This is a genomic window from Haliea sp. E17 (genome assembly GCF_048323675.1).
Taxonomy (GTDB): Bacteria; Pseudomonadota; Gammaproteobacteria; order Pseudomonadales; family Halieaceae; genus Mangrovimicrobium.
In genome coordinates this window covers 495,232-518,739 of sequence record NZ_JBLWFK010000004.1, presented here as the reverse complement: position 1 = coordinate 518,739, position 23,508 = coordinate 495,232, and the positions used below count along the sequence as shown (strand labels likewise).

The window sequence follows — 23,508 nt, the reverse complement described above, 5'->3', positions numbered from 1 at the left end:
ACTGATGAAACGCAAGCAGTTATCACTGGCCGTACTGGCAGCGCTGGGAACCCAGGTTCCCGGCGCTCTCGCCCAGGAAGCCGCGAATCCGGCACCCATGGCGGTGCCGCAGATCGAAGAGGTGTTCGTCACCGGGCAGTTCATCCCGGACGAAAAGCGCGACACCTCGGAGATTTCCAATGTACTGGGGGAGGAGGACATGAACCTCGTCCCCGAAACCGATGTCGGTTCCACCCTGTCACGGGTGGCCGGCCTCAGCCTGGTCGGCGGCAAGTACGTCTATGTGCGCGGCCTGGGTGAGCGCTACTCATCGACGCTGATCAACATGGCGCGCATTTCCAGCCCGGTACCCTTCCAGAAGACCGTGCCGCTGGATATCGTGCCGAACAATATCGTCAACAGCCTGCTGGTGCAGAAGACCTATTCCGCCCAGTACCCCGGCGACTTCTCCGGCGGTGTGGTGGATATTCGCACCAAGACCCTGCCCGACGAGGATTACTTCGAGTTCAAGCTGCGCATGGGCGGCAACTCGGAGTCCACCGGTGGCGACGGCGTCTACTACAAGGGCGGCGAAAACGACAACTGGGGCTGGGATGACGGTACCCGCAAGATACCGAAAAATATCCAGGGCCTGACCAGCGAGGAGTTCGAGGCGACGCCCTACCCGGACAAGGCCAACCTCGGCGCCAGTTTCTACAACAACTGGGACATCTACGAAAAGGATGTGAAGCCGATCTACGGTGCCGAGGCCGAACTGGGCAAGCGTATCGATTTCGACAATGGCGGCGCCCTCGGGGTGCTCGCCAGCGTGAAATACAGCAATTCCTGGCTCAATACCATCAAGGACATGCGTCGCTACGAGTTTACCGGTGTGGACGGCGGCAGCAACCAGACCGTGGACTACACCCGCTGGATCACCACCCAGCAGGTCAACCTCAGCGGCTTCCTCAATGTCGGCTGGGAGATAAACCAGGACAACTCGATCTCCTTCACCGCCATTGACCTGCGCCAGTCGGAAGACCAGGTACAGCAGGACCGCGGCCTGTCCAGCGAAGACGATGTCACCGACGGTACGCCGGTGGAAAGCTACCGCCTGCAGTGGACCGAGAACGAGATCGAGTCCTACCAGCTGTCCGGCGAGCACTACTTTTCCGCGCTCAACGATATGCGCCTGGACTGGCGCGCGGTGGACGGCGGCGGTTCGCGCAAGGCGCCGGACACCCGCACCTTCACCTACGCGGAGGACAACTCCGGCTATATGGCGCTGGTCGATCCCAGCCGCCAGGCGGCGGGTGACCTGCGCGACGTGTACCAGGCACCGGAGCGCAACTACAGCAAGCTGGACGACGATATCAGTGAGTACGGTTTCGATATCGAACTGCCGGTAGATTTCATGGATACCACGCTGCGCGCCGGCTATTCCACCTACGAGCGCACCCGTGAGAGCAACGACCGCTTGTTCCGCTTCGGCCTGCAGCCGACCGCGCCCGGTTACATCGGCTGGGAAACCCCGAGCCAGCTGTTCAGCAACGATAACTGGGCCAACCTCTACCTGAGCGTGCGGGACTTCTCCGCCGGCCAGGCCAATGCCTCGGGCATCTATCCCTTCGCGGAGTCTTCGGAGGAAATTGCCGCCTACTACGGTTCGGTGGATATGCAGGTCCTGCCCACCGTGCGCCTGCAGTTCGGCGCGCGCAGCGAGGATACCGAGCTGAAAGCCGATGCCTGGGGTGGCAACACCGAGAAGGGCACGATCAACGCCACGCAGCGCAAGTATGACGACCTCCTCCCCTCGGTCTCCGTGACCTGGGAATTCATCGAGAACATGCAGGTGCGCCTGGCCTACTCGGAAACGGTGAACCGCCCCAGCCTGCTGGAAATCACCGGTTCCACGCTGCGCAACCCGGAAGACCAGAACCTCTACCGCGGTAACGTGTTCCTGGAGCCCGCGGACGTGGAGAACCTCGACCTGCGCTGGGAGTGGTATTTCGGCCAGGCCGACGAGATGTCGATCGGCATATTCAGCAAGGATTTCAGCAATCCCATCGAGCTGGCCAAGATCCAGGCCCAGGGCGATATCTACACCTGGTTCAACGCGGATGAAGCGCAGCTTGAGGGCGTGGAATTCGACATGCGCAAGGACCTGTACTTCGGCGAGTGGTTCGGCCTGAGCCCGGCCTTCGACGGCTTCCGGATCTCCGCCAACGTCTCCTGGATCGATTCCGAGGTGACGCTGCTGGGCTCGGGTGAAACCGCCGCTGACGTGCCGCTGACCGGCGGGCGCCAGATTGCGCCGTTGTATTCCAACACCCGGCGCATGACCGGCCAGTCAGACCTGCTGGCCAACGCGCTGTTTTCCTACCAGGACTACGACACGGGTATCACCGCGAGTATCGCCTATAACTTCACCGGCGACCGCATCGTGCTGGTGGGTGACAACAACGCGCCGGATATCATCGAAGAAGACCGCAACCGCATCGACGTACTGGTCAAGTACGGTTTCGAACTGTGGGGCGAGGAAGTGGAACTGGAGGCGAAAGCCGCCAATATTCTCGGCGACGACATCGAGTGGACCCAGGGTGGACAGGTCTACGAGAAGTGGGATCCGGGTATTACCTACAGTCTTGGCCTGAAGGCCAGGTTCTAGTGATTCAGGGGTGCTTGCGCACCCCTTTTTTTACCCTGCAGCCGAGACTTATGCGCCGACTGAAATCAGTTGGGTATCCGCTTTACCGTTTTTGTCTTCCTGGTAGCGGTAGCGTACCGTGCTGCCGGAAGGCGCTTCCTTCAGGCGGGTGTCGGCGGGGAGCTTGAATTCCATCTTTTCGTTGCGGCGTACGCGGCAGTTGGCGTCTTCGTCATACTTCTGCATGGAGTGGAATTCGACCTTGGTGCTCTGCTCGTCACCCTGGCCGGATTTATAGACAGTGCCCTCGAGCATGCAGTCCTTGGCGCTGTCCGCCTGTGACATTGAGGCGAAGGCGATCAGGGCGAACGATGACAGGGCTATGGCGATTTTTTTCATGGTACCTATCTCCTGGCGGGGCCGATGGCGGCCAAAATTCATAATACTGTAACAATGTTGTAGTAATCGCTTGCTAGGCGTATGGGGCAAGAATACGCATAAACCGGTGCGTGCATCTATCGTTGTCATAAAAAATTCATATTTAATAAATATTTATGACATATAAGCGCTGCACCGGTTGCGGCCGGTTTGCGGGTGTCAAGATACTGTCATATTGCTGTAACCAAAGGCGGTTAACTTCGCGCTCATCAGGCCGCGGATGCGTCGATTCCGCTGGCGTAAAGAATGTGGAACCCGATGCAAATGCGAAATGCTGTGATGGCCGGTTTTATTTCCCTGTTGGTGGCGCTGCCGGCCGCCGCCCTGTCCCTGGCGCCCGAGGAATTCAATGCTTCCCGCCAGCTCGCCTGCGTGCTCGCGGAGCAGTCGCTTGGCTACCTCACCGAGGTGGAGTACGGTGCGCGCACCCACGATGTGCTCGACGGGTTCGACGACACGGAACGTGACAATATCCTGGCCAAGGCCATCGGCTACGTGGATGGCCTGATGTTTGATATCGCCGCCGACAACAACAACCTGGTCGATGGCCGCCTGCAGGAGTTCGTCGCCAGCACCACCTGTGCCAGCGAAGGCTACCAGAACGCGACCCTGCGCCTGTAATACCCGCCCGCCGCGGGGGCCTAGCGACAGACCTCGCGGAAACCCGCCGCAGTGAAGGGGATCATGCGCTCGAAGGCGGCGCTGATGTCCGCGGATTTACATTTCCCTCCCGACAGCTTGTCGATCCGCCCGGTTTTCGCCAGGGCCAGGGTCAGCGCGCCCGACAGGCTCTGGTAACACCAGAAAATATCCTCTTCGCTGGCCCCCGGCAGGGCCTTGCGCAACGCTGCGATGAACTCCAGTACCAGGGTATCGAACAGCGACGACATCATCTTGGGCGCCCAGTAGGGCGAGTTATTGATGTAGGCGACCAGCGCCAGGTAATTGGTCCAGCCCGGACCACCGCCCTGTTGGGCGTCGTCCAGCGGGGTGAGGAACGCGCCGATGATATCCTCGAGCGGCGGGCCGCCGGGCCCGGCGGCTGCCTGGCAGGCGCGCAGGGCGTCCAGGCGGGCCTGGTTGACCTCTACCGCGCGGCGGTCGAAAACCGCCTTGAACAGGTCGAGTTTCTTGCCAAAGTGGTAGTTGGCCAGCGCCACGTCGACACCGGCGCCCTGGGCGATCTGGCGCAGCGTCACACCGTCATAACCGTGAATGGCGAATAACTCCTCGGCGACGTCGAGAATGCGTTCGCTCTTGGTGCTGGGCGGCTTTTTGCTCATTGTTTTTCCTGTCGGCGTTCGACCAGAAGATTATCATATTTGATTATTCAACAAATGTTGAATAATCTTCGCCTCCTATAAATCGAATAAACTCAGGATTTCTCCCATGACTCCGGAAGTGTTCAAGTATTGCGTGGTCGGCGCCTACGCCGCGCTGGTTTACTGGTTGTCCTGGCGCGGCATGCGCCGCACCCGGTCGGTAGCGGGTTTTTCCATCGGCAACAAGGACATGCATCCCTGGCTGATCGGGATCACCCTGGCCGCGTCCATCTCCTCCACCGCCACCTTTGTCATCAATCCCGGTTTCGTCTACGCGGACGGACTCTCGGCCTACCTGCACTACGGCGTGGCGGGTTCCCTCGGCATCCTGACCGCCTTCCTGGTGCTGACCCGGGGATTCCTGCGCCTCGGCGAGCGCGGCGCCGCGCTTACCATCCCGCAGTGGATCCACTACCGCTACCAGCACCGGGGGCTGAGCCTGTTCTTCGCCTTCATCAACCTGTTGTCGATCACCTTCGTGGTGCTGATCCTGGTGGGCTGCAGCCTGCTGGTGACCGGCCTGTTCCCGGTGGACCAGAAGACCGCGCTGGTACTGGTGCTGGTGTTCGTCTTTTCCTATGTGCTGATGGGCGGCACTTACGCCCACGCCTACACTAATTCCCTGCAGGGCATCATGATGCTGCTGGTGACTGCAGTGCTGTTCGTGCAGGGTTGGAAGTATTTCGACGGTGATTTCATCGGTGCGCTGCGCAGTGTCGGCGCCGAATACGCGGCGCCCTTCAATCGCGACAGCAGTCTCTACTTCGATTTCTTCTCGGTGTTTGTCAGCGGTTTCGTGATTACCTTTGCGCTCATGCTGCAGCCGCACATTCTCACCAAGGTGCTGTACCTGCGCAGTGAGAAGGATATTCGCCAGTTCATCATTTCCACGGTGGTCGTGGGCTCGGTGTTCACGCTGATGTTGATGATCGGTTTCTACGCCCGACTGGCAGGTGTCGAGGTGGAGTCGCAGGATGCGGTGGTGCGGGAGTACCTGCTGCATGAACTGGGCTCGTCGCCCTGGGGCGAGTACGCGCTGGTGTTTGTCTTCATCACCTTGCTGGCGGCGGGAATGAGCACCCTGGACGGTATCCTGGTCGCGCTGTCCGCCATGGTGGTGAACGACATTGTCGGCCCGCTGGCCAGCAGGCGCGTCGACGGCCTGAAGCTGTCGCGCTGGGTGTTGGTCGGGGTCGGTGTCATCGGCGTCGTGCTGGCCTGGAACCCGCCGCCACTGGTGGGCCTGTTTGCCCAGAAGGGGGTTTACGGGCTGGCCGCCGCCTCGGTGGTGCCGATTCTGTTCGGGGTGCTGGTGCGGCGGCCTATACCGGTCTGGGTTGTCTGGGGGGCGGCCCTGATCGGCCTCGCTGCCCACCTCCTGCTCAATCTCGCTCTGGGGGTAGAAAATCCCGCAGTTTCAGCCACCTACGCGATTTTCGCGGCGCTGGTCTTTGGTCTTGGCGGGCTCCTGTTGAGCCCTGCGCGGGCGGTTGGTCCGGCGGATTTGTCCACAGCCGACTGAATAGCGCTTGACAGTTCAACGTTTGTTGAATATGTTTCCAGAAAAATTCAACATGCGTTGAAATATCGGGCGACACAGTCCCCGAAAATAATGCTAATAACCGACTGAAAGAATAACAGTACCCACGAGGTCAAAACCGATGAAGCCTATTTGCACCCGTACACCCCTGTTCCTGGCGCTCGCCGCCAGCTGTGCTGTCACCGCTCCCCAGGTTGCCGCCCAGGCCACGAGCAAGCAGTTTGCCCTTGAGGAGGTGGTCGTGACTGCCCGGCGCCGTGCGGAGAACCTCCAGGACGTGCCGATCGCGGTAACCGCGCTGTCCGGCGAAGAGCTGGCCCTGAAGGGCTCGTCGGACATTACCGAGCTGGCGCTCTCCGTGCCCAGCGTGACCCTGGAAGCCTCCCGCGCCACTACCAACACCCTGACCGCGTTTATCCGCGGGGTCGGCCAGCAGGACCCGGTCGCCGGTTTCGAGCAGGGCGTGGGGCTCTACCTGGACGACGTCTACCTGGCGCGGCCCCAGGGCAACGTACTGGACATCTACGACGTGGAGCGCATCGAGATCCTGCGCGGGCCGCAGGGCACCCTTTACGGGCGCAATACGATTGGCGGGGCGATCAAGTATGTCACCCGGCGCCTGGACGACGAGTTCTCCGGTTCGCTGAAAGCCACCTACGGCAGCTATGACCAGACCGACCTGGTGGGCACGGTGTCCGCGCCGCTGGGCGACAGTTTCCGCGTCGGCGGCACCCTTGCCTCCTTCCAGCGCGACGGTTACGGCGACAACCTGACCACCGGCCAGGACCAATACGACAAGGACATCTTTGCCTACCGCCTGAGCGCCGAGTGGGAACCCACCGATAGCCTGCTGTTCCGCTTCGCCTACGACAATACCGAGGACGACAGCAGCCCGGTGGCGGGTTACCGCGTCTATCCGGGCGCCTTCTCGGGTACCCCGGTGCTCAAGGATATCTACGACAGCACCGCGGGTGCCGCCGACCAGCCTTCCACCGCGGGCATTGGCGGGCGCAACGAGTTCGAGGCCGACGGCTGGATGCTGTCGGTGGACTGGGAACTCAGCGAAACCATCACCCTGCGTTCGATTACCGCGGATCGCGAGGACGAGTTCAACACGGTAATCGATTTCGACGGCCTCGCGGGCATGGACCTCGATGCCCCGGGCATCTACGACAACGAACAGTTCAGCCAGGAATTCCAGCTGCTGTACAACAGCGAGCGCATCCAGTTGGTGGCCGGTCTCTACTACCTCGATGCCAGCGCGGGCACCGAGTTCGACGTGGTGCTCGGCAATATCGGGGTTTCCGCCTACAGCAACGGGGTGGCGAAAACCGAATCCTGGTCTGCCTTCGCCGACCTGACCTACAACCTGACCGAACAGCTTTCCCTGGCCGTGGGCGGACGCTATACCGAGGATACCCGCAGCGCGGATGTCTACCGCGCGTCCTACCTGGGCATCAATTCGCCGGCTTTCGGTGGTACCGGCGTGCAACTGGGCGTGACCAGTGATTACAGCGCGGAAAAAACCTTCTACGACTTTTCCCCGCGCATCAACCTGAGCTACCACTGGAATGACGACATCACCACCTATGCCGGTTACAGCCAGGGTTTCAAGGCGGGCATGTTCGATCCCCGCGGCGCCAACTTCGTGTTCGCCGATGTCGAGGACGGGGTGGCGCCGGAGAACCTGGATTCATTCGAGGTGGGCCTGAAATCCCGCTACTGGAACGGCCGCGCGGTGACCAATATCGCGTTGTTCTACAGTGAGTACACCGACATGCAGGTGCCTGGCTCCGCGGGCCTTGATACCAACGCGGACGGCATCAACGACACTTTCGTGGGCACCCTCTACAACGCGGGTAAATCGGAGATCTCCGGCATCGAGATCGAGGGCAATTTCCTGCTGACCGAAAACTTCAGCGTGCAGGTGGCCGCCAGCTTCCTCGATACCAATATCAAGGAGTGGATCGTCGATGGCGTGGATGTCTCCGACGACGTCGTGATCCAGAATACGCCGGAGGAAATGGGTTATATCGCCCTGAACTACAACCGCGACCTGTTCAGCGGCAACACCAACTTCAACCTCAACTGGTCCTACAAGGGCGATGTGGCCCAGTTCGAGACTCCGGTGCCGGAGATCGACCAGGACGCCTACGACACCATCAACGCCAGCATCGTCTGGACCAGCGCCAGCGGCGACTGGTTGCTGGGACTCAACGGCAAGAACCTGACTGACGAGGAGATCAAGACCTCCGGGTACTGTTTCGGGTTTACCTGTCCGTCCGCGCTCGGGCTGGAGAACAACACGACAGTATTCTATGCGCCGCCGCGCACTATCAGTGCCTCGGTAGAGTACAAATTCTGAACCAGGTGGAGGCGGGCCTGCAGCCCGACCTGACTTCGCCGCGGGATATCCCGCGGCATTTTTTCCCGGTTTAGACTGCCTGGCGCTAGTGGCATCGGCACGCACGGCTACGAGAAGAGAAACTACCCAGTGGACAAGTTCGAATCAATTTCCCCGCTCCTGCCGGAGATCCTGGCCTTGCACGGCAAGTGGCGCGGCAGCAAGGAGGCGGTCATCTGCGATAACCGGCGCTGGACCTGGGCGGAATTCTGCGCCGCCAGCCACCAGTTGGCGCATGGGCTGGTGGCCCGTGGCATCAAGCCCGGCGAGCGTGTGGCGGTGGTCATGTCCAACAGCCTGGAGATGGTCCAGGCGCTGTGCGGCGTGATGGCCGCCGGCGCCTGCTCGGTGCCGATCAACCTCTCGGTCAGCGACGAGGCCCTGGTCGGCATGCTTGCTGACGCCGGCGCCAGCGCGCTGATCGCCAGCGAGGACCAGCGGGCGCGGCTGGACAACCTCGACGGGGGATTGCCGGCGCAACTGGCCCTGCGCATCGTTGCCGCGTCCCCGGGCAGCTCCGGCTGGCTCAGCCTGGAGGAGGTTTGCAAGGGGCAGCCTGCAGCTTTCCCCGGCATAGCCATCGCGCCGGATGCGCCCTTGAACATCATCTACAGTTCCGGCACCACGGGCCTGCCCAAGGGTATTCTCCATACCCACCAGGGCCGCCTGGCCTGGGCGATGGACCTGGCGATTGCGCTGCGCTACCACGGCAGTGCGCGCAGCCTGTTTACCATCGGCCTGTATTCCAACATTTCCTGGGTGGGCATGCTCTGCACGCTGCTGGCGGGTGGCACCGCCGTGGTCTGCCGCAGCTTCGATCCCGCGGATACCCTGCGGCAGATCGAGCGGGAGCGCATCAGCCATATCGCCATGGTGCCGATCCAGTACCAGCGGGTGATCGAGGCCCTGAAATCGGCAGGCGGCGATGTCAGCAGCATGCAGGCGATGATGAGCTGCGGCTCGCCGCTGCACGAGGGCTTGAAACAGGAAATTTTCGAGCAGTTCAGTTGCGGGGTGATCGAGCTCTACGGACTGACCGAGGGGATCATCACCACGTTGGAACCGGAGGAAGCGCAGGGCCGCTGGTCGAGTGTCGGTCGGCCGCTGCTGGGAACCGACATCTGCATTATCGATGACGAGGATCGCATACTGGGTCCCGACCAGCCGGGCGAGATCGTCTCCCGCGCGCGTATCGCCATGCCCTGTTACTGGGGACGGGAGGACGTTACCGCACAGGCGATGTTCGTCGACAGTGAAGGGAAACAGTGGCTGCGCAGCGGCGACATCGGCTACTACGACAGTGACGGCTATTTCTACATTGTGGACCGCAAGAAGGACATGATTCTCTCGGGGGGACAGAATGTGTATCCCCAGGACATTGAAGCGGTGCTGGTGCAACACCCCGAGGTGGATGATGCCGCGGTGATCGGCCTGCCCAGCAGGCGCTGGGGTGAGACCCCGGTGGCGCTGGTGGTGCCGGTGGCGGAATCCGGCGCGGACCACGGTGCTATCCGCGAGTGGACCAACGGCAGGGTGGGCAAGCAGCAGCGCATCGCCGAGGTGATTTTCGTCGACGAACTGCCGCGCAACCCCAATGGCAAAATACTCAAGCGCGAGCTGCGCCAGACCTTCGGAGACCGGCACTATGAGTGAATATAGCGATATCTGGTACCACAGTGAGGACGGGCTGAAACTCTACGCCAGGGACTATCCCTGTGCCGACCCCGCAGTGGCGCAACCCGGGCTGGTCCTGTGTATGCACGGCCTGACCCGCAATTCCGCGGATTTTGCCGGGCTGGCCCCGCACCTGAGCCAGCGCTACCGGGTGGTGGCGGTGGACGTGCGCGGCAGGGGGCGCTCCGAGTACGACAGCAACCCGGCCAACTACACGCCCCTGACCTATGCCCGCGACATGCTGCACCTGCTGGACCAGCTCGATGTGCCGCAGGCTGTGCTTTGCGGTACTTCCATGGGCGGGCTGATGGCGCTTTTGATGACGGCGATGGCACCCGCGCGGGTGCGCGCGATCATCCTCAACGACATCGGGCCGGAGATCGATCCCCGCGGGCTGGAACGGATCAAGAACTATGTGGGCAAGGCGCAGCCGGTGATCGACTGGGCCGGGGCCGTCGCCCAGTCGCGGGGGATCAATGGCGAGGCATTTCCGGATTTCACCGATGCCGACTGGCTGCATTTCGCCCGCGCGGTCTATCGCGAAGAGCACGGGGTGCCGGTTCTGGCCTACGACCAGGCAATCGCCCAGCCGGTTGATGCCGACGATGGCGCCGCCATACCCGCAGACCTCTGGCCGGTGTTCGACGCAGCCGCGGCGCACCCCATGCTGGTGGTGCGCGGGGCGCTTTCGGATATCCTCGCGGCCTCCTGCGTGGCGACGATGCAGCGCAGGAAGCCCGACCTGCAATACGCCGAATTGTCCAACCGCGGCCATGCGCCGACCCTGGACGAGCCCGCGGCACGCGCAGCCATCGATACTTTCCTCGCGTCTCTCGATCCGTGACCGGCGGACGCAGGCCGATAACTACTTGCCGGAGGCAATCTGTTCTATAGTTAGGGCTGTCGGAACGGGGCAAGAAAACAGTTATGAAATCGATTTTGCGCAGTTGGCTGACCCTCCTGGGTGCGGGCCTTTTGGTGAGCGTCGCGGGCTGCGGCAATGATGAAGGCAAGGCGGGCATGGCGACAGGGCAGGCGGATACGGCGCTCATCGAAGGCGAGGTCTACTACCGCGAGCGCATGCTGTTGCCGCCCGGCGCCGAGGTCGAGGTTCAGCTGCAGGATATTTCCCGCGCCGATGCGCCCGCGTCAGTGATGGAAACCGTGATTTTCAAGCCGGAGTCCGGCCCACCCTGGCCCTTCAGTATCAGTTACGATCCCGCTGCTATAGACAGCCGTATGCGCTACGCCCTGCGCGCAACGGTTTCCGTGGGTGGCAAGCTCATGTTTACCACCACAGAATACATCGATCCCTTTGCCGAGGGACCGCTGAAAATCCTGGTGCGGCGTGTGGCGGAACCGCCGCCGCGACCCGCCGCCGCTGCGCCCGCGGCAGCTGCCGGTGAAAGCCCCGCCGCCACTGGTGACGACCCGGCCTGGGTGCTGGAAACCCTGGGTGGTGAACCGGCCCCGCTGGGTGCAGGTGAACGACCTGTCAACCTGCAACTGAACCAGCAGGACAAGTCGGTCGCCGGCTTCAGTGGCTGTAACCGCTACCACGGCCAGTTCAGTTCCGAGGGCGAGTCCGAACACGGCACCCCGATCCGCTTTGGCGAGATGGCCAGCACCATGATGGCCTGCGTTTCCGGCATGGAGACGGAACAGGCCTACCTGAAAATGCTTGCAGGCGTGGATGCCTACCGCATGGACGGCAACACCATGGACCTGTTGTCCGGCGAAGAGGTCGTCGCCACTTTCAAAATGGAGTGACAGGGACACCGCAGAGGGTAGTGCGGCGCAGCGCCTGCCCGCTATAATACCGCGCTACTGAGTTGACTCCCGAAATCATGCGTTCCCTGCTGCCCCTGCACCGCTTCCGATTTGCGCGCCTGCTCGCCCTGGCGGCGTTGCTGTGCGTCGCCGGATTGCAACTGCATGAACTCGATCACTGGCACAGCGACGCCGACACCGCTTCCCACTGCCTGGTTTGCAAGAGCACCACCGGCCTCGCGGTCAACACGAGCTCTTCCTCCAGCCTGCCGCAATTTGGCCTGTTACCGCCACTCCGGCACGCCAGCCCTTCCTTTGAATCCGTTCCCCGCATCGGTTTCCTCGCCCGGGGGCCACCGCACTTCTCCTGACGCAATCCTTCTTGATTTCGACTGGAGACAGACATGAAGCGTTTTACCCCGATCGCCGCGGCCCTGTTCGCGGCGCAGGCGGCTGCAGAGCAGTTGCCGATGGAACACGTATTGGTATCCGTACCACTGCACAAGAAATCTGCCGAAACCGCGCTGCCGGTTACCGTGCTTTCCGGTGACGAATTGCACCGGACAGTGGCCAGCAGCCTCGGTGCCACCCTCGACGGCAACCCCGGCCTCGCCAGCGCCTCCTTCGGACCCGGTGTCGGCCAGCCGGTGGTGCGCGGCCAGCAGGGCGCCCGGGTGCGGGTGCTGCAAAATGGCACCAGTAGCGCCGACGCCTCGGCTATCAGCGCGGACCACGCGGTAGCCCTCGAGCCACTGCTGGCCAACAGCATCGAAGTACTGCGCGGGCCGGCGACGCTGCTCTACGGCGGCGGTGCCATTGGCGGTGTGGTCAATGTGCTGGACAACCGCATCCCCACCGCCCTGCCCGATGCACCCGAAGGGGGGGTGGAATACCGCCACGACAACGCCTCGGACAGGGATGTTGTGGTCGCTCGCGCGGAAACCGCGCTGGGTCCCCTCGCCCTGCATGTCGACGGCTTCGCCAGTGACTGGTCCGACCTGGATATTCCGGGCAGCCCGGAAGCGACGCCCGACGAGGACCTCGACGAGCACAGCCTGGGCACTCTGGAGAATACCGCCGGTGATAGCCGCAGCCTGACACTGGGTGGCAGCTATCACTTCGACGCGGGCTTTTTCGGCCTCGCCGTCAACCGGCTGGACAACAATTACGGCATCCCCCTTGCCGGTCACGATCACGCCCACGAGGAAGATCACGACGCCGAAGAAGTGAATGAGTTGGAGGAGGGTGGCGTGACCATTGAAATGGAGCAGACCCGCTACGACGCGGCGCTGCACCTGCACGAACCGCTGCCCGGCGTCGAAGTACTGAGCGCTTTCCTCACCCGCACCGAGTACGAGCACGCGGAAGTGGAAGACGACGGCGCGGTGGGTACCCGCTATGTCAACGACAGCTGGGAGGGCCGGCTGGAACTGGTGCACCAGCCCCTGGGGCCGCTGCACGGGGTTGTCGGGCTGCAGGCAGTCTCCGGTGACTTCAGCGCCATCGGCACGGAGGCTTTCATCCCGCCCACCGAGCGCGACGACAGCGGCCTGTTCCTGCTCGAGGACTACCACGTGGGCGACTGGCTGTTCGAGTTCGGGCTGCGCCTCGACCGCGATTCGCGCGATCCGGAGGGGCCGTCGAAAAGCCGTGAGTTCACCGCCTTCAGCGCGTCCGCTTCGGCCCTCTGGCAGCTATCGCCCGCGTGGCAGGTTGGCTCATCGCTGTCGCGGGCGGAGCGGGCGCCGGCCATCGAGGAACTCTATTCCAATACCAGCGCCAGCAGTCCCGCGCAGTGGGTGGTCCACGCCGCCACCAACGCCATCGAGATCGGCGACGATAAGCTCGATACCGAGGTGTCCAACAACATCGACCTCTCCCTGGAGTGGCAGCAGGAGGGGCACTTTGCCACGCTGAGCCTGTATTACAACGATTTCAGCGACTATATCGGCCTGTTCGCCAGCGGCGAGGAGTGGGACGGGGTGCCGGTGTACCTCTACGCCCACCGCGATGCCGAATTCTATGGCGTCGAGGTCGACAGCGAGTTTTCCCTCGTCCAGACCAGCGCCGGCGAGGTGCGGCTGCGACTGTTCGGTGACTCGGTCCGCGGCAGCCTCGACGGTGGCGGTGACGTACCGCGCCTGCCGCCGCTGCGCCTCGGCGCGCGCCTGTCCTGGACCGGCGATGCCCTCAGCGTCTGGGGCCAGGTGCTCGACGCCGCGGACCAGGACCGTCCCGGCGCCAACGAGCTGCCCACCGCGGGTTACACGCGCTGGGACCTCGGCGCGGAGTACGCCCTGCCCCTGGGTGAAACGGAACTGCTGCTGTTCGCCACGCTGAACAACCTCACCGACGAGGAGATCCGCCTCAGTACCTCCTTCCTGCGAGAGGTGGCACCCGAGGCTGGACGCGGAGTGGAGGCCGGTTTGCGCCTGCGTTTCTAGGCGCCATGTGAGAGGTTCGAGTGCCGGGTCTGCCCTGTTTTTTCGAGGCAACCCGGCTTTTTTGTCGTGCTTTTGCGTGCTCGATGGAGCCTCAGTTCCGTACTGCCCCCACGGCTCGAGAGCGCTTTAACTCACCGTGGGGGCAGTACGGAACTGAGTCTCTCGTATGCAGCGAACTCAGAATTCTGTTCCTTCGTTCCAGAAATAAACCTCCAGCCTTTTGGTACGAGTAAATACAATTACTCTGGTTTTACTCTTCGTTCTACGCAGTGCCGTTCTTCGAATTCTGCGCCACAGGTAGAGTGTGAGCCGGCATATCCCCGCTGGAACCGTGTGGCGACAGGACGTCGCCACCCGAGCCTGCACACGGACGTGCACTTTTTGGCGTGTTCCAGCGGGGATATGCCGGATCGCGCTCGGCGCTAGTACTCCAGAGCTTGTGGACCCGCCAACCAAGGGCACGAGATCAACGGAATAGCTTGAGTACGGCACAATAGACAACAGCGTAATTTCAAGCGATCCCGCCATATTTTTGCTAGAGTCCACCACACATACCACCCGGACAGCACCATCCAATGCAGCAGCGAATCATTGTCGGCATCAGCGGCGCCTCCGGCATTATCTACGGCGTGCGCGCCCTGGAAATCCTGCGCGAACTGGGCGTGGAAACCCACCTGGTGATGAGCAAGTCCGCCGAGCTGACCCTGCACCACGAGCTGGATATGCCGCTGGGTGCCCTCAAGTCACTGGCCAGCGAGTTTCACCCGATCAAGGATGTAGGCGCCACCATCGCCAGCGGCTCCTTCCCCACCTTGGGCATGCTGGTGGCGCCCTGTTCCATCCGCAGCATGTCGGAGATCGCCACCGGCGTGACCTCGACCCTGCTGACCCGGGCGGCGGATGTCGTGCTCAAGGAGCGCCGCCGGCTGGTGCTGATGGTGCGGGAGACGCCCCTGCACACCGGGCACCTGCGCAGCATGACCCAGCTCTCTGAAATGGGCGCGGTGATCGCGCCGCCGGTGCCGGCCTTCTATACGCGTCCGGACTCCATCGATGCGCTGGTTACCCAGACCGTGGGGCGGACCCTCGAGTTGTTTGGCATCACGGTCGACCGGGTGCAGCGCTGGCAGGGACACTGATAGCCGGACTAAAGTAACAGGTAGCCCCGGCGTTCACCATGGAGCATGGCAATGGACAAGTCTGATATTCATCCCCAGCTGCTGGCGGATGCCCACTACCTCGGGCAGATGCCGACGGGGGCTGTACTGTTGCACCGCAACGCCAGCCTGCCCTGGCTGATCCTCGTGCCGGAAACCCGGCTGACGGATTTTCTCGACCTGCCGGAGGACCACCGCAACGCGGTACTGGCTGACTGCGCGGCGCTCTCCGATCTGGTCAAGTCGGCGCTCGGCTATGCCAAGGTCAATTTTGCCGGCCTCGGCAACCAGGTGCCGCAGATGCATTTGCACATCGTCGGCCGTGCCCAGGACGACCCCTGTTGGCCGCAGCCCATCTGGGGCAACCTGCCGCCGGGGGAGGACTACTCCCTGACAACCCTCGGCGAGTGGCAGGAACTGCTGGTGCGCATGGCCGGGCTGCAGGCCGCTGCGCTGCCGGACCGGGCGGGATGAGCCGGCGCATATTCGTCAGCCACACGCTGCCCGGCGAAGGCTTCCGTCACCTCGGTGAGCACTGTGAATTCGAGGTCTGGCCGGGACCGGGCCTGATCGGGCCCGCTGCTCTGCGCGAGGCCGCCAGCGGCTGCCGGGGCCTGATCTGCCTGCTCACGGACCGGATTGATGCGGGCTTCATTGAGTCCATGCGCCAGCTGGAATTCGTCTCCAGTATGTCGGTGGGCGTCGATCATGTCGACGTGGCCGCCCTCACCGCGCGCGGAATTCCCCTGGGCCACACGCCGGGTGTGCTGGTGGAAACCACGGCGGATACCGCCTTTGCACTGATGCTGGCAGCGGCGCGCCGGGTGGCGGAAGCCGATGCTTTCGTGCGCGCTGGCAGGTGGTCCCCACAGCAGGCCTGGGCGCCGGAATTCTTCGTCGGCACGGACGTCGGCGGGGCGACCCTCGGCCTGGTCGGACTGGGCGAGATCGGCCAGGCGGTGGCGCGGCGGGCACAGGGTTTCGGTATGCGGGTGCTGGCCTGGAATCGCACGCCGCGCGAGGTCCCGGGGGTGGAGATGGTCGATCTCGACGAACTGCTCGGTCTGAGTGATTTTGTCTCCCTGCACGTGGCCCTGACCGCGGATACCCACCACCTGCTGAACGCGGCGAGAATCGCGCGCATGAAACCCGGGGCGATCGTGGTGAACACGGCACGCGGGGGCGTGCTGGATGAAGCCGCGCTGGCGGCGGCGCTGGCGGACGGCCGGCTGGCGGCGGCGGGGATCGATGTCTACGAGCGCGAGCCGGTGGACGCTGACAATCCCCTGCTGATGGCGCCGAATGTCGTGCTGGCGCCGCACATTGGCAGCGCCACCCTGAAGACCCGCGCGCGGATGGCGGATATGGCCGTGGCTAATGCGCTGGCGGCGCTGGCCGGGCAGCGCATGCCGCACTGCGCCAACCCCGGGGTCTACCGGGACTAGTCGGCATCGGGCAGGGTTTTCAGGCCCTCGCGAATGCCCTGGTGGATGACGTCAGTCAGCTTTTTCACGTCGGTTTCGTTGGCGTTTTCCACGATCTTGGTTATCAGGACATGCCAGACTTCGGTCTGGGTGGCGGTGTCGTCCAGTTGCAGCGCGATGTTCTGGGTTTCATGCACGCCCGAGAGGGCATTGGCGTTATCGACCATCGCCTGGTTGACCTGCCGGTTGGGGCGGGCCGAAGGGATCGGGTCGATACCGCCCCAGGCGTCCTGGCTGCTCACGCCTTCGAGAAATCCGGGGCCCTGCACGTAACCCACGCTGAATTGCGCGCGCGCCGGATCCAGCAGGTAGCCCTTTTCCGCCAGCGCCGCGTCAACTTCCTCGCGCAGGATGCGGTCTACCAGGTAGAAGGAATCGCCTGAATTACTGGTATTGCGCAGGGGCTCATTGCGCCACTTGTAGTACTTGTAGGAACCTGCGGCAAACGTCGCCGTGTCGGCGGGCTGGGTCTCGATACCGCTGCAGGCGGTCAGCAGGAGCAAGAGCCAGGGGGTGAAAAAGGCGGAAAGTTTGCGCATATTATGCCTCGGCAAGTGATATTGCGATGAATCAAAGGGTAGCAGGGCAGGGGACTTCCGGCCATGTATCGAGGGCGCGGAGTTTCCGGCGGCGACATTTTAACGGCCTCATACTCGCAGATCGATGCGGATCGCGGCCACTAACTGGCAAAAAGGGCAGTTTTTGTTCCGGTATTTGACTAGTCTTTGCTAGCATCCGACTACAACAGGCGGTTATCGCTGTTTCCGGGGGAAGTGAATGATCTCGAAGAAACTGATTCGTACCGATCTGAACCTGCTGGTCGCACTGCAGATTCTGCTCGAGGAACGCAACGTGACGCGGGCTGCGGAGCGTCTTGCGGTGAGCCAGCCCGCGCTGAGCAAGACCTTGCAGAAACTGCGCGACGCCTTCGAGGATGAGCTTTTTACCCGCACTGCCCACGGCCTGGTGCCCACCCCGCGGGCCGAGGAACTGGCGCTGGAACTGCCCCGGCTGCTGGAGACTGTGGAGCGGGTGCTGGGTGATGCAGATTTTGACCCCGCCACCTATTCCGGTACCTTCAAACTACTGCTACCGCCCATTCTCTGTGAAGCTCTGCTGCCCGGCCTGATCGCGGAATTGTACGTGAGCGCCCCCAATGTGCAGGTTATCGCCGCGGAGATCACGCCCGACTACCAGGAGATGCTGAAAAAGGGCGAAGTGGATTTTGCCGCGTTCGTGGCGCTGGAAACCTGCCGCGATATTCACGCGGAACCCATAACCACACTGGCACCGCGTTGCTACATGCGCCGGGATCATCCCCTGGCGGAAAAGGGGGCGATCGGCCTGCAGGACTTTCTCGACTACCCGCACCTGCGCCTGTACCTGCCCCGGCTAACCCGTGAAAACACCTCTATGGTGGACGATGTGCTCGGACAGTACGGCGTGCACCGCACCATCGCCCTGGAAACCACCCAGTTTGCCTCGGCGGTCGGGGTGCTGGCGCGGACGGACAGCCTGCTGGTGGCGAATGCGGGATTCGAAGCCTCGGGCCTGTACAGCGAGCTGATTACCGGCCGCGAATTGCCCATGGAACTGCAGCGCATGATTCGCAATACCCACAGCAGCAACCGCGGCAAAATGTCCCTGATGCGGCACACCCGGACCTCGCGCAGCGCCCCCCACCAGTGGATGCGCGGGCTGCTGATGAAGCATCTCAACGGCCCCGGGGAGGTGGCGGAGAATGCCGCGCAACTGCACGCAATCTCCTGAGCGCCAGCTACTACCCGCACCTACCCGCTACTACTAGTAGGTATCCTCTTCCTTCAGGACGCCGGCCTGGTTGACAATGTCCTGTACGCCCTGCGCCTTTTCCAGCGACTGCTGGTAACCTTCCGGAATGGCGGTCTCGGCATCCTCGCCGCCGGCGGCGGTATACAGCAACCAGCCGATTGCACCGAGGGCGAGAATCATGCCCAGTAATCGCATCGCTGCTTCTCCTGTGTTTGGCCCTATTCTGCGCCTGTGAGGATCAGGCTGTCGAGTCCACGGATCCGCTCGTAGATAAAACCGGGCAAACGGAACAGGAAGGGGTAGCGACTGCTGCGCAGGTAGTGCTGCCCCTCGTGCAGGTAGAACTCCAGGGTGAAGTTGCCGCCCAGGGATTCGATGCCGAGAATCAGTTCCGCCTGGGCGGGTTGCAGGCTGTCGGCGAGCTGTTGCGGCGCCAGCCCCTCTGCACGCAGGTCCCGCAGGGCGTGTTGCAGTGCCTCGATCTGCTCCTCCGCTACCCGGTTCCCGTTGCCGTCCAGCCACTGGCCATTGCTGTGCCGCAGGCTGTAACCGTCGGAACTGATCGCGACCGGGGCTCGCACCTGCAGTAGCGACGGCAGTAGCCAGCCATCGTCGTGGGCCGGGATTTCGTGGCGGTTGAGCGGGATGCTGTAGATCGGGTTTTTGTGGGCGCTGCGTGCGTAGAGCCGGCGAAAGCCCGGGGAGGAGCCGATATAGACGCTGCCCAGTTCCCGGCCCTGGGCGACCAGGGTGATCTTGCGCTGGAAACGGTAGGAGGCCACTTCAAAGCGCTGCCGGGCGGCGCTGCTGTGGGCGATGGCCCAGCCGGCATCGGTTGCCGTCAGGGTTTTCAGCAGCGCTTCGACACGCTCGCTGTCAGCGGGGAGGCCGTTCAGCTGCGGCAGCATCCAGCCGTTGGCGCCCTTGTGGAGCATCGCGCTGTCACCCGCGCTGTCTTCGATACGCAGGGTATCCACCACATAGGTGCCGGTTTGCACCAGCAGGGGGATGGTATTGCCATCCGCGTTGCCCGCACTGCGCAGCAGCCAGCCAAGCAGGCCCAGCTGGAACAGCAACAGCGTCAGCAGGAAAATGCCGGGCCGGTTCACAGCCCCAGCTCCCGCCGCAGCCAGGTCCTGCGGTGACGCCGCAACAGCCAACCCAGCAGTGCCAGCAGCAGCAGCCAGCCCAGCGCGGCGCCGTAGTTGAACAGTTCCAGTCCCAGGCGCATCTTTTCTGTCATCGGCGGCAGCGTGCGGTTGAAGTGCGCCCGTGCGCGAATTGGCAGGAAGCGCTGGTCGCGCAGCGCCCAGTCGAGGGTGTTGCTGAACAGGGCTATCGGCCCGAGGTACTGGGTGCCGGTGGCCTGCACCAGCGCGCTGAGCACCCGGTCACTGAAGATATCGTTGGAGGGGTAGACAATCAGCCGCGCGGATTCCGGCGAGCGGCGCACGAAGGCCTGGGGCAGGCGGCCGTCGATGTGCCGCGCCAGGGCGAGGGGCGGAGCCTGGAAAGCCGAGTCGAACACCCCGTGAATCGAAACCCCCAGCACCTGCCTGGCGCGGGGTTCGGGAATCTGCCAGCTGCTGTTCTCGCGCGCGGCCACTTCCGGCTGCTGGCTGACCCCGGCATCCGCACTGGAGAACAGCAGGGGAGTTACCCGGCGCTGGGGCAGGTGCTGGACTTCCAGCGGAGAGGGCCAGGCCACGGTCACATGGGGCAGGTTTCGGCTGATCGGGTGCTCGCTGAGTCCGTCGTCGCGCACGTCGACGAAAAACGGATAGTCGATGATTTTCAGGTTGTCCGCGGCGCTGTCACTCTGGGCGCGCTGTACCGGGGCCGGGAATCTCGCCTGGCGGCTGTCCATGACCAGACCCTTGCCGATCCCGACACCGTTGTGCGCCAGCCAATCCCGCAACCCGCTGTTGTACCCATGCAGCTCCAGGCCCTGTTCGCCGGGGGTAACTGTCCAGGGGGACGTGGCGAGGATCACCGTGCCGCCGCGCATGAGGAACTGGTCGACGGCATAAACGGCGACTTCATCGAGGTTTTCCGGTGCTGCAAGGACCAGCACGTCCGCCTCGGGGCTGACGCTGCCATCGTCGAGCCTTTCCTCGATCAGGGTGTAGTCCCGGGATATGGCCTCGCGCAGCCGGGCAAAACCGGGGCCGCCGAGATTGAGGCGCGCCAGCTCCGGACGTGTGCGCGGTGCGACCAGGGCCACGCTGCGGGTGAATCCGTGGGCAAAGCGTCGCAACCCGGCGTCGAGCACCAGGCGGAAATTGGCCGGGTCAAAGCCCTCTCCCGGCAGTCGCACCACCTGGCGCGAATCCGCCAGGGTCAGGTAGAAGAAAAACGGGGTGTCCGTATCGGGGTCATGCAGCGGGGTAAAGCCCCAGTCCTGCTCGAGCTTTTGCGCCAGCGCGCCATCGCCATCCTCGGGCTGCAGCAGGCGGAAACTCAGTTTGCCGGCAGACGCAGCCACCGCATCGGCCAGGGTTTTTTCGATCACGTCGCGATAGTCGCGCAGGCGTTGGGGAAGTTTCCCGTCGGCGGAGATATAGCCGATAAATTCGACCGGGTCCTGGATGCCGGCGAACAGGTCGCCGCCGGAGCGGTAGTCGTGCATCACATCGCGAATGGCGCTGGTGATATCGAATTCCGGATTGCGCAGCAGAACCTCCGGTCGGCCGTTGGTGGCCGTGCGAACCTCTATCAGGTCGCTGAATCCCAGTACCCGGAACTCGGTGGCGTACTCCACCAGCACATGGAACCAGGCATTGACCAGTGAGGTCTGGTGCCGGTCGGCAACCTGGATCGGGGTGGGGTGCATGCCGAAACGCTGCAGGGCTTCCTGTTCCAGCTCCGGGTTCCCGGCCGGGTCGACAAATTCCACCCGCACGTTGCCGTGGGCGGCTGTCGCATATTCCTCGATCAGGTCTTTCAGCTGGGGCTCCAGCGGCGCCAGCAGGGAGTGGTTGCGGGCGCTGAAATAGCCGCGGATCAACAGCGGCTCGCGCAGTTGCCCGAGCAGTTCGCGGCTGGTGTCGGAGAGCGAATAGATGCGGCCCTCGGTAATGTCCTGGCGCAGTCCCGGTACCTTTGCCAGCCACAGGTTGGCCACCAGCAGGTTGGCCAGTACCAGGACGATGCCGACGCGCCAGTGGCGCTGGCGTGGCGTGGTGGCAAACCGCGCCCAGCCCTCCCGCTCCAGGCGGTAGATGGTGAGGCCGAGGAAGGCGCAGCACAGGCTCAGATAATAGAACAGGTCACGAATGTCGATCACCCCGCGGGTGATGCTGTCGAAGCGTGAACCGCTGCCCAGCTCGCGCAGCAGTTCCGCTTGCGCGCTGGGGAAAAAATTGGTGAACAGGTCGCTGCCGACGAGGTAGAACAGCCCGCACAGTGTCACGCTGCCGATCAGGGCGACGATGGAGTTATCGGTGCGCGCCGACACCCACATGCCAATACTCAGGTAGGCTGCGCCCAGCAGAATACTGGCCAGGTAACCGGCGAACACCGGCCCCCAGTCGAGGTTGGCGACCAGCGCCACGGTCACTGGCAGGGGCAGGGTACACACCAGTGCCAGGCTCAGCAGGGCCAGGCAGGCGTAGAACTTGCCGAGTACGATACGCCACAGCGGGGTGGGCTGGACCAGCAGGTGTTCGAGGGTGCCACTGCGCCGCTCCTCGCTCCAGCTGCGCATACTGAGGGCGCTGCACAGGAAGACCAGCAGCAGCGGCATCCACTGGAACAGCGGGCGGGCGTCGGCCACGTTGCGGGCGAAGAAGGATTCGACCCAGAACACGGCGAACAGGGATACGCCGGCAAAAGTCCCGAGGAACAACCAGGCCGCGGGTGAAGCGAAGAAGATGCCGAGTTCCTTGCGCGCCACCCGGCGGGCGGCGGGCCTAGTGTCCATCGCCGATGACCTCGCGGAAAATGTCTTCCAGGTGCGCCTGCTGCGGGCTCAGCCCGTAAAGCCGGGCTCCGGCCTGCAGCACGCACTGTGAAACCTCGCCCGCCAGCTGGTCGCAATCGGTCCCGGCGCGCAGCCGCAGTCGCCAGTGCAGTCCGTCGGAACCCGCGCTGTGAGAGAAGCTCTCGATACCCTCGAGCCCGGACAGGCACTGCTCCAGGTTCGCGGTTCCGGCGTCGGTGTGCAGGAGCAACTCGCGGCAGTTGCGCAGTTGCGCCAGCGGCTGGTCCAGCGCCAGCTGCCCGCTGTTGAGGATCAGTACGCGGTCACAGACGGCCTCGACTTCCTGCATGATGTGGGTGGAGACAATGATCGTTGCGCGCCGGGCCAGCTGCTGGATCAGCTCGCGCATCTGTTCCGTCTGGCGCGGGTCCAGGCCGTTGGTGGGTTCGTCGAGAATCAGGTAGTGGGGCCGGCCGAGGATGGCCTGTGCAACCCCGACGCGCTGTTTCTGGCCGCGGGAGAGGCGCCCGATGTTGTCCAGCGCATGCTCCAGCATGTCGGTGGCGACCAGTGCCTCGCGCACGCTGCGCATGCGTTCACTGCGCTCGATACCCTTGATCGTGGCGGCGTAGTCGAGGTAATCGGCGACCATCATTTCCGGGTAGACCGGCAGGTTCTCCGGCAGGTAGCCGAGCTGGCGCTGGATGCAATAGGCGTTCTGGCCGAGGCTTTCACCGCCGACCTCTATGCTGCCGGTGGTCGGCTCCAGGTAGCCGCTGAGCATGCGCATGATGGTGGTCTTGCCGGCGCCATTGGGGCCGAGCAGGCCCACCACTTCGCGGTCCTCGATCCGGAAAGAGACGTTGGATACCGCGGTGGTGCGCCCGAATTGCCGGGTGAGGTGACGCGCTTCAATCATTGCCGGATTGCGTCAGC

General features: G+C 63.4%; 20 protein-coding genes. 13 read left to right on the top strand and 7 right to left on the bottom strand.

All coding sequences use genetic code 11. The annotated features are described in order from the left end of the window. Positions 1 to 4 precede the first annotated feature (4 nt). Positions 5 to 2,647 carry a TonB-dependent receptor domain-containing protein gene (locus ACNKU3_RS12920; RefSeq protein ID WP_418259886.1) on the top strand — a complete coding sequence of 881 codons (2,643 nt, stop codon included), beginning with the start codon at positions 5 to 7 and terminating at the stop codon, positions 2,645 to 2,647. Between the two features lie 48 nt (positions 2,648 to 2,695). Here ACNKU3_RS12920 and ACNKU3_RS12915 read toward each other — a convergent pair whose 3' ends face one another. Further along, entirely contained in the window at positions 2,696 to 3,025 is a 330-nt protein-coding gene (locus ACNKU3_RS12915) for a hypothetical protein (protein ID WP_418259885.1), read from the bottom strand. Positions 3,026 to 3,328: 303 nt separating this feature from the next. Here ACNKU3_RS12915 and ACNKU3_RS12910 point away from each other — a divergent pair, with 303 nt between their 5' ends. Beyond that, positions 3,329 to 3,685 (top strand): hypothetical protein, encoded by a 357-nt coding sequence (locus ACNKU3_RS12910; protein ID WP_418259884.1) that lies wholly within the window; start codon positions 3,329 to 3,331, stop codon positions 3,683 to 3,685. Positions 3,686 to 3,705: 20 nt separating this feature from the next. Here ACNKU3_RS12910 and ACNKU3_RS12905 read toward each other — a convergent pair whose 3' ends face one another. Next, positions 3,706 to 4,347 carry a TetR/AcrR family transcriptional regulator gene (locus ACNKU3_RS12905; protein ID WP_418259883.1) on the bottom strand — a complete coding sequence of 214 codons (642 nt, stop codon included), beginning with the start codon at positions 4,345 to 4,347 and terminating at the stop codon, positions 3,706 to 3,708. Between the two features lie 106 nt (positions 4,348 to 4,453). On the opposite strand from ACNKU3_RS12905, the gene ACNKU3_RS12900 reads away from it, so the two are divergent. The 10 genes from ACNKU3_RS12900 (at position 4,454) to ACNKU3_RS12855 (ending at position 16,820) form a co-directional block, all read left to right on the top strand. Then, positions 4,454 to 5,908: a sodium:solute symporter family transporter gene (locus ACNKU3_RS12900; protein ID WP_418259882.1), complete on the top strand. Its 1,455-nt coding sequence runs from the start codon at positions 4,454 to 4,456 to the stop codon at positions 5,906 to 5,908. A 139-nt stretch (positions 5,909 to 6,047) separates the two neighbouring features. Further along, on the top strand, positions 6,048 to 8,291 hold the full coding sequence (locus ACNKU3_RS12895) for a TonB-dependent receptor (protein ID WP_418259881.1): 2,244 nt from the start codon (positions 6,048 to 6,050) through the stop codon (positions 8,289 to 8,291). A gap of 129 nt (positions 8,292 to 8,420) precedes the next feature. After that, complete coding sequence (locus ACNKU3_RS12890; protein ID WP_418259880.1) at positions 8,421 to 9,983, top strand: class I adenylate-forming enzyme family protein; 1,563 nt, start codon at positions 8,421 to 8,423, stop codon at positions 9,981 to 9,983. Continuing rightward, positions 9,976 to 10,848, top strand: a complete 873-nt coding sequence (locus ACNKU3_RS12885) for an alpha/beta fold hydrolase (protein ID WP_418259879.1) — start codon at positions 9,976 to 9,978, stop codon at positions 10,846 to 10,848. The genes ACNKU3_RS12890 and ACNKU3_RS12885 overlap by 8 nt, the downstream gene beginning before the upstream one ends. An 83-nt stretch (positions 10,849 to 10,931) precedes the next feature. After that, positions 10,932 to 11,774 (top strand): YbaY family lipoprotein, encoded by an 843-nt coding sequence (locus tag ACNKU3_RS12880; protein ID WP_418259878.1) that lies wholly within the window; start codon positions 10,932 to 10,934, stop codon positions 11,772 to 11,774. Positions 11,775 to 11,851: 77 nt separating this feature from the next. Then, positions 11,852 to 12,145: a hypothetical protein gene (locus ACNKU3_RS12875; RefSeq protein ID WP_418259877.1), complete on the top strand. Its 294-nt coding sequence runs from the start codon at positions 11,852 to 11,854 to the stop codon at positions 12,143 to 12,145. A 33-nt stretch (positions 12,146 to 12,178) separates the two neighbouring features. Next, on the top strand, positions 12,179 to 14,218 hold the full coding sequence (locus ACNKU3_RS12870; protein WP_418259876.1) for a TonB-dependent receptor: 2,040 nt from the start codon (positions 12,179 to 12,181) through the stop codon (positions 14,216 to 14,218). A 575-nt stretch (positions 14,219 to 14,793) separates the two neighbouring features. Then, the gene (locus ACNKU3_RS12865; protein WP_418259875.1) at positions 14,794 to 15,357 is read left to right on the top strand and encodes a UbiX family flavin prenyltransferase; all 564 of its coding nucleotides are present in this window, start codon (positions 14,794 to 14,796) and stop codon (positions 15,355 to 15,357) included. Positions 15,358 to 15,408: 51 nt separating this feature from the next. Further along, positions 15,409 to 15,849, top strand: coding sequence for an HIT family protein (locus ACNKU3_RS12860; protein ID WP_418259874.1), 441 nt, complete (start codon positions 15,409 to 15,411; stop codon positions 15,847 to 15,849). After that, entirely contained in the window at positions 15,846 to 16,820 is a 975-nt protein-coding gene (locus ACNKU3_RS12855) for a 2-hydroxyacid dehydrogenase (protein WP_418259873.1), read from the top strand. The genes ACNKU3_RS12860 and ACNKU3_RS12855 overlap by 4 nt, the downstream gene beginning before the upstream one ends. Here ACNKU3_RS12855 and ACNKU3_RS12850 read toward each other — a convergent pair. Next, a complete protein-coding gene (locus ACNKU3_RS12850; protein WP_418259872.1) occupies positions 16,817 to 17,398 on the bottom strand; it encodes a hypothetical protein in 582 nt (193 codons plus the stop codon). The genes ACNKU3_RS12855 and ACNKU3_RS12850 overlap by 4 nt on opposite strands. A gap of 238 nt (positions 17,399 to 17,636) precedes the next feature. Here ACNKU3_RS12850 and ACNKU3_RS12845 point away from each other — a divergent pair, with 238 nt between their 5' ends. Further along, positions 17,637 to 18,629: a LysR substrate-binding domain-containing protein gene (locus tag ACNKU3_RS12845; protein WP_418259871.1), complete on the top strand. Its 993-nt coding sequence runs from the start codon at positions 17,637 to 17,639 to the stop codon at positions 18,627 to 18,629. Between the two features lie 33 nt (positions 18,630 to 18,662). Here ACNKU3_RS12845 and ACNKU3_RS12840 read toward each other — a convergent pair whose 3' ends face one another. The 4 genes from ACNKU3_RS12840 to ACNKU3_RS12825 are packed head-to-tail and all read right to left on the bottom strand — an operon-like array spanning position 18,663 to position 23,491. Further along, on the bottom strand, positions 18,663 to 18,845 hold the full coding sequence (locus tag ACNKU3_RS12840) for a hypothetical protein (protein ID WP_418259870.1): 183 nt from the start codon (positions 18,843 to 18,845) through the stop codon (positions 18,663 to 18,665). A 23-nt stretch (positions 18,846 to 18,868) separates the two neighbouring features. Then, a complete protein-coding gene (locus ACNKU3_RS12835; protein ID WP_418259869.1) occupies positions 18,869 to 19,759 on the bottom strand; it encodes a DUF4340 domain-containing protein in 891 nt (296 codons plus the stop codon). After that, complete coding sequence (locus ACNKU3_RS12830) at positions 19,756 to 22,572, bottom strand: Gldg family protein (RefSeq protein WP_418259868.1); 2,817 nt, start codon at positions 22,570 to 22,572, stop codon at positions 19,756 to 19,758. The genes ACNKU3_RS12835 and ACNKU3_RS12830 overlap by 4 nt, the downstream gene beginning before the upstream one ends. Next, on the bottom strand, positions 22,562 to 23,491 hold the full coding sequence (locus ACNKU3_RS12825) for an ABC transporter ATP-binding protein (protein WP_418259867.1): 930 nt from the start codon (positions 23,489 to 23,491) through the stop codon (positions 22,562 to 22,564). The genes ACNKU3_RS12830 and ACNKU3_RS12825 overlap by 11 nt, the downstream gene beginning before the upstream one ends. Positions 23,492 to 23,508 lie beyond the last annotated feature (17 nt).

Excerpts from the sequence above, each read along its gene's own strand:
- ACNKU3_RS12920 (WP_418259886.1), top strand. The coding sequence starts at position 5 with ATGAAACGCAAGCAGTTATCACTGGCCGTACTGGCAGCGCTGGGAACC.
- ACNKU3_RS12915 (WP_418259885.1), bottom strand. The coding sequence starts at position 3,025 with ATGAAAAAAATCGCCATAGCCCTGTCATCGTTCGCCCTGATCGCCTTC.
- ACNKU3_RS12910 (WP_418259884.1), top strand. The coding sequence starts at position 3,329 with ATGCGAAATGCTGTGATGGCCGGTTTTATTTCCCTGTTGGTGGCGCTG.
- ACNKU3_RS12905 (WP_418259883.1), bottom strand. The coding sequence starts at position 4,347 with ATGAGCAAAAAGCCGCCCAGCACCAAGAGCGAACGCATTCTCGACGTC.
- ACNKU3_RS12900 (WP_418259882.1), top strand. The coding sequence starts at position 4,454 with ATGACTCCGGAAGTGTTCAAGTATTGCGTGGTCGGCGCCTACGCCGCG.
- ACNKU3_RS12895 (WP_418259881.1), top strand. The coding sequence starts at position 6,048 with ATGAAGCCTATTTGCACCCGTACACCCCTGTTCCTGGCGCTCGCCGCC.
- ACNKU3_RS12885 (WP_418259879.1), top strand. The coding sequence starts at position 9,976 with ATGAGTGAATATAGCGATATCTGGTACCACAGTGAGGACGGGCTGAAA.
- ACNKU3_RS12880 (WP_418259878.1), top strand. The coding sequence starts at position 10,932 with ATGAAATCGATTTTGCGCAGTTGGCTGACCCTCCTGGGTGCGGGCCTT.
- ACNKU3_RS12875 (WP_418259877.1), top strand. The coding sequence starts at position 11,852 with ATGCGTTCCCTGCTGCCCCTGCACCGCTTCCGATTTGCGCGCCTGCTC.
- ACNKU3_RS12870 (WP_418259876.1), top strand. The coding sequence starts at position 12,179 with ATGAAGCGTTTTACCCCGATCGCCGCGGCCCTGTTCGCGGCGCAGGCG.
- ACNKU3_RS12865 (WP_418259875.1), top strand. The coding sequence starts at position 14,794 with ATGCAGCAGCGAATCATTGTCGGCATCAGCGGCGCCTCCGGCATTATC.
- ACNKU3_RS12860 (WP_418259874.1), top strand. The coding sequence starts at position 15,409 with ATGGACAAGTCTGATATTCATCCCCAGCTGCTGGCGGATGCCCACTAC.
- ACNKU3_RS12855 (WP_418259873.1), top strand. The coding sequence starts at position 15,846 with ATGAGCCGGCGCATATTCGTCAGCCACACGCTGCCCGGCGAAGGCTTC.
- ACNKU3_RS12850 (WP_418259872.1), bottom strand. The coding sequence starts at position 17,398 with ATGCGCAAACTTTCCGCCTTTTTCACCCCCTGGCTCTTGCTCCTGCTG.
- ACNKU3_RS12845 (WP_418259871.1), top strand. The coding sequence starts at position 17,637 with ATGATCTCGAAGAAACTGATTCGTACCGATCTGAACCTGCTGGTCGCA.
- ACNKU3_RS12840 (WP_418259870.1), bottom strand. The coding sequence starts at position 18,845 with ATGCGATTACTGGGCATGATTCTCGCCCTCGGTGCAATCGGCTGGTTG.
- ACNKU3_RS12830 (WP_418259868.1), bottom strand. The coding sequence starts at position 22,572 with ATGGACACTAGGCCCGCCGCCCGCCGGGTGGCGCGCAAGGAACTCGGC.
- ACNKU3_RS12825 (WP_418259867.1), bottom strand. The coding sequence starts at position 23,491 with ATGATTGAAGCGCGTCACCTCACCCGGCAATTCGGGCGCACCACCGCG.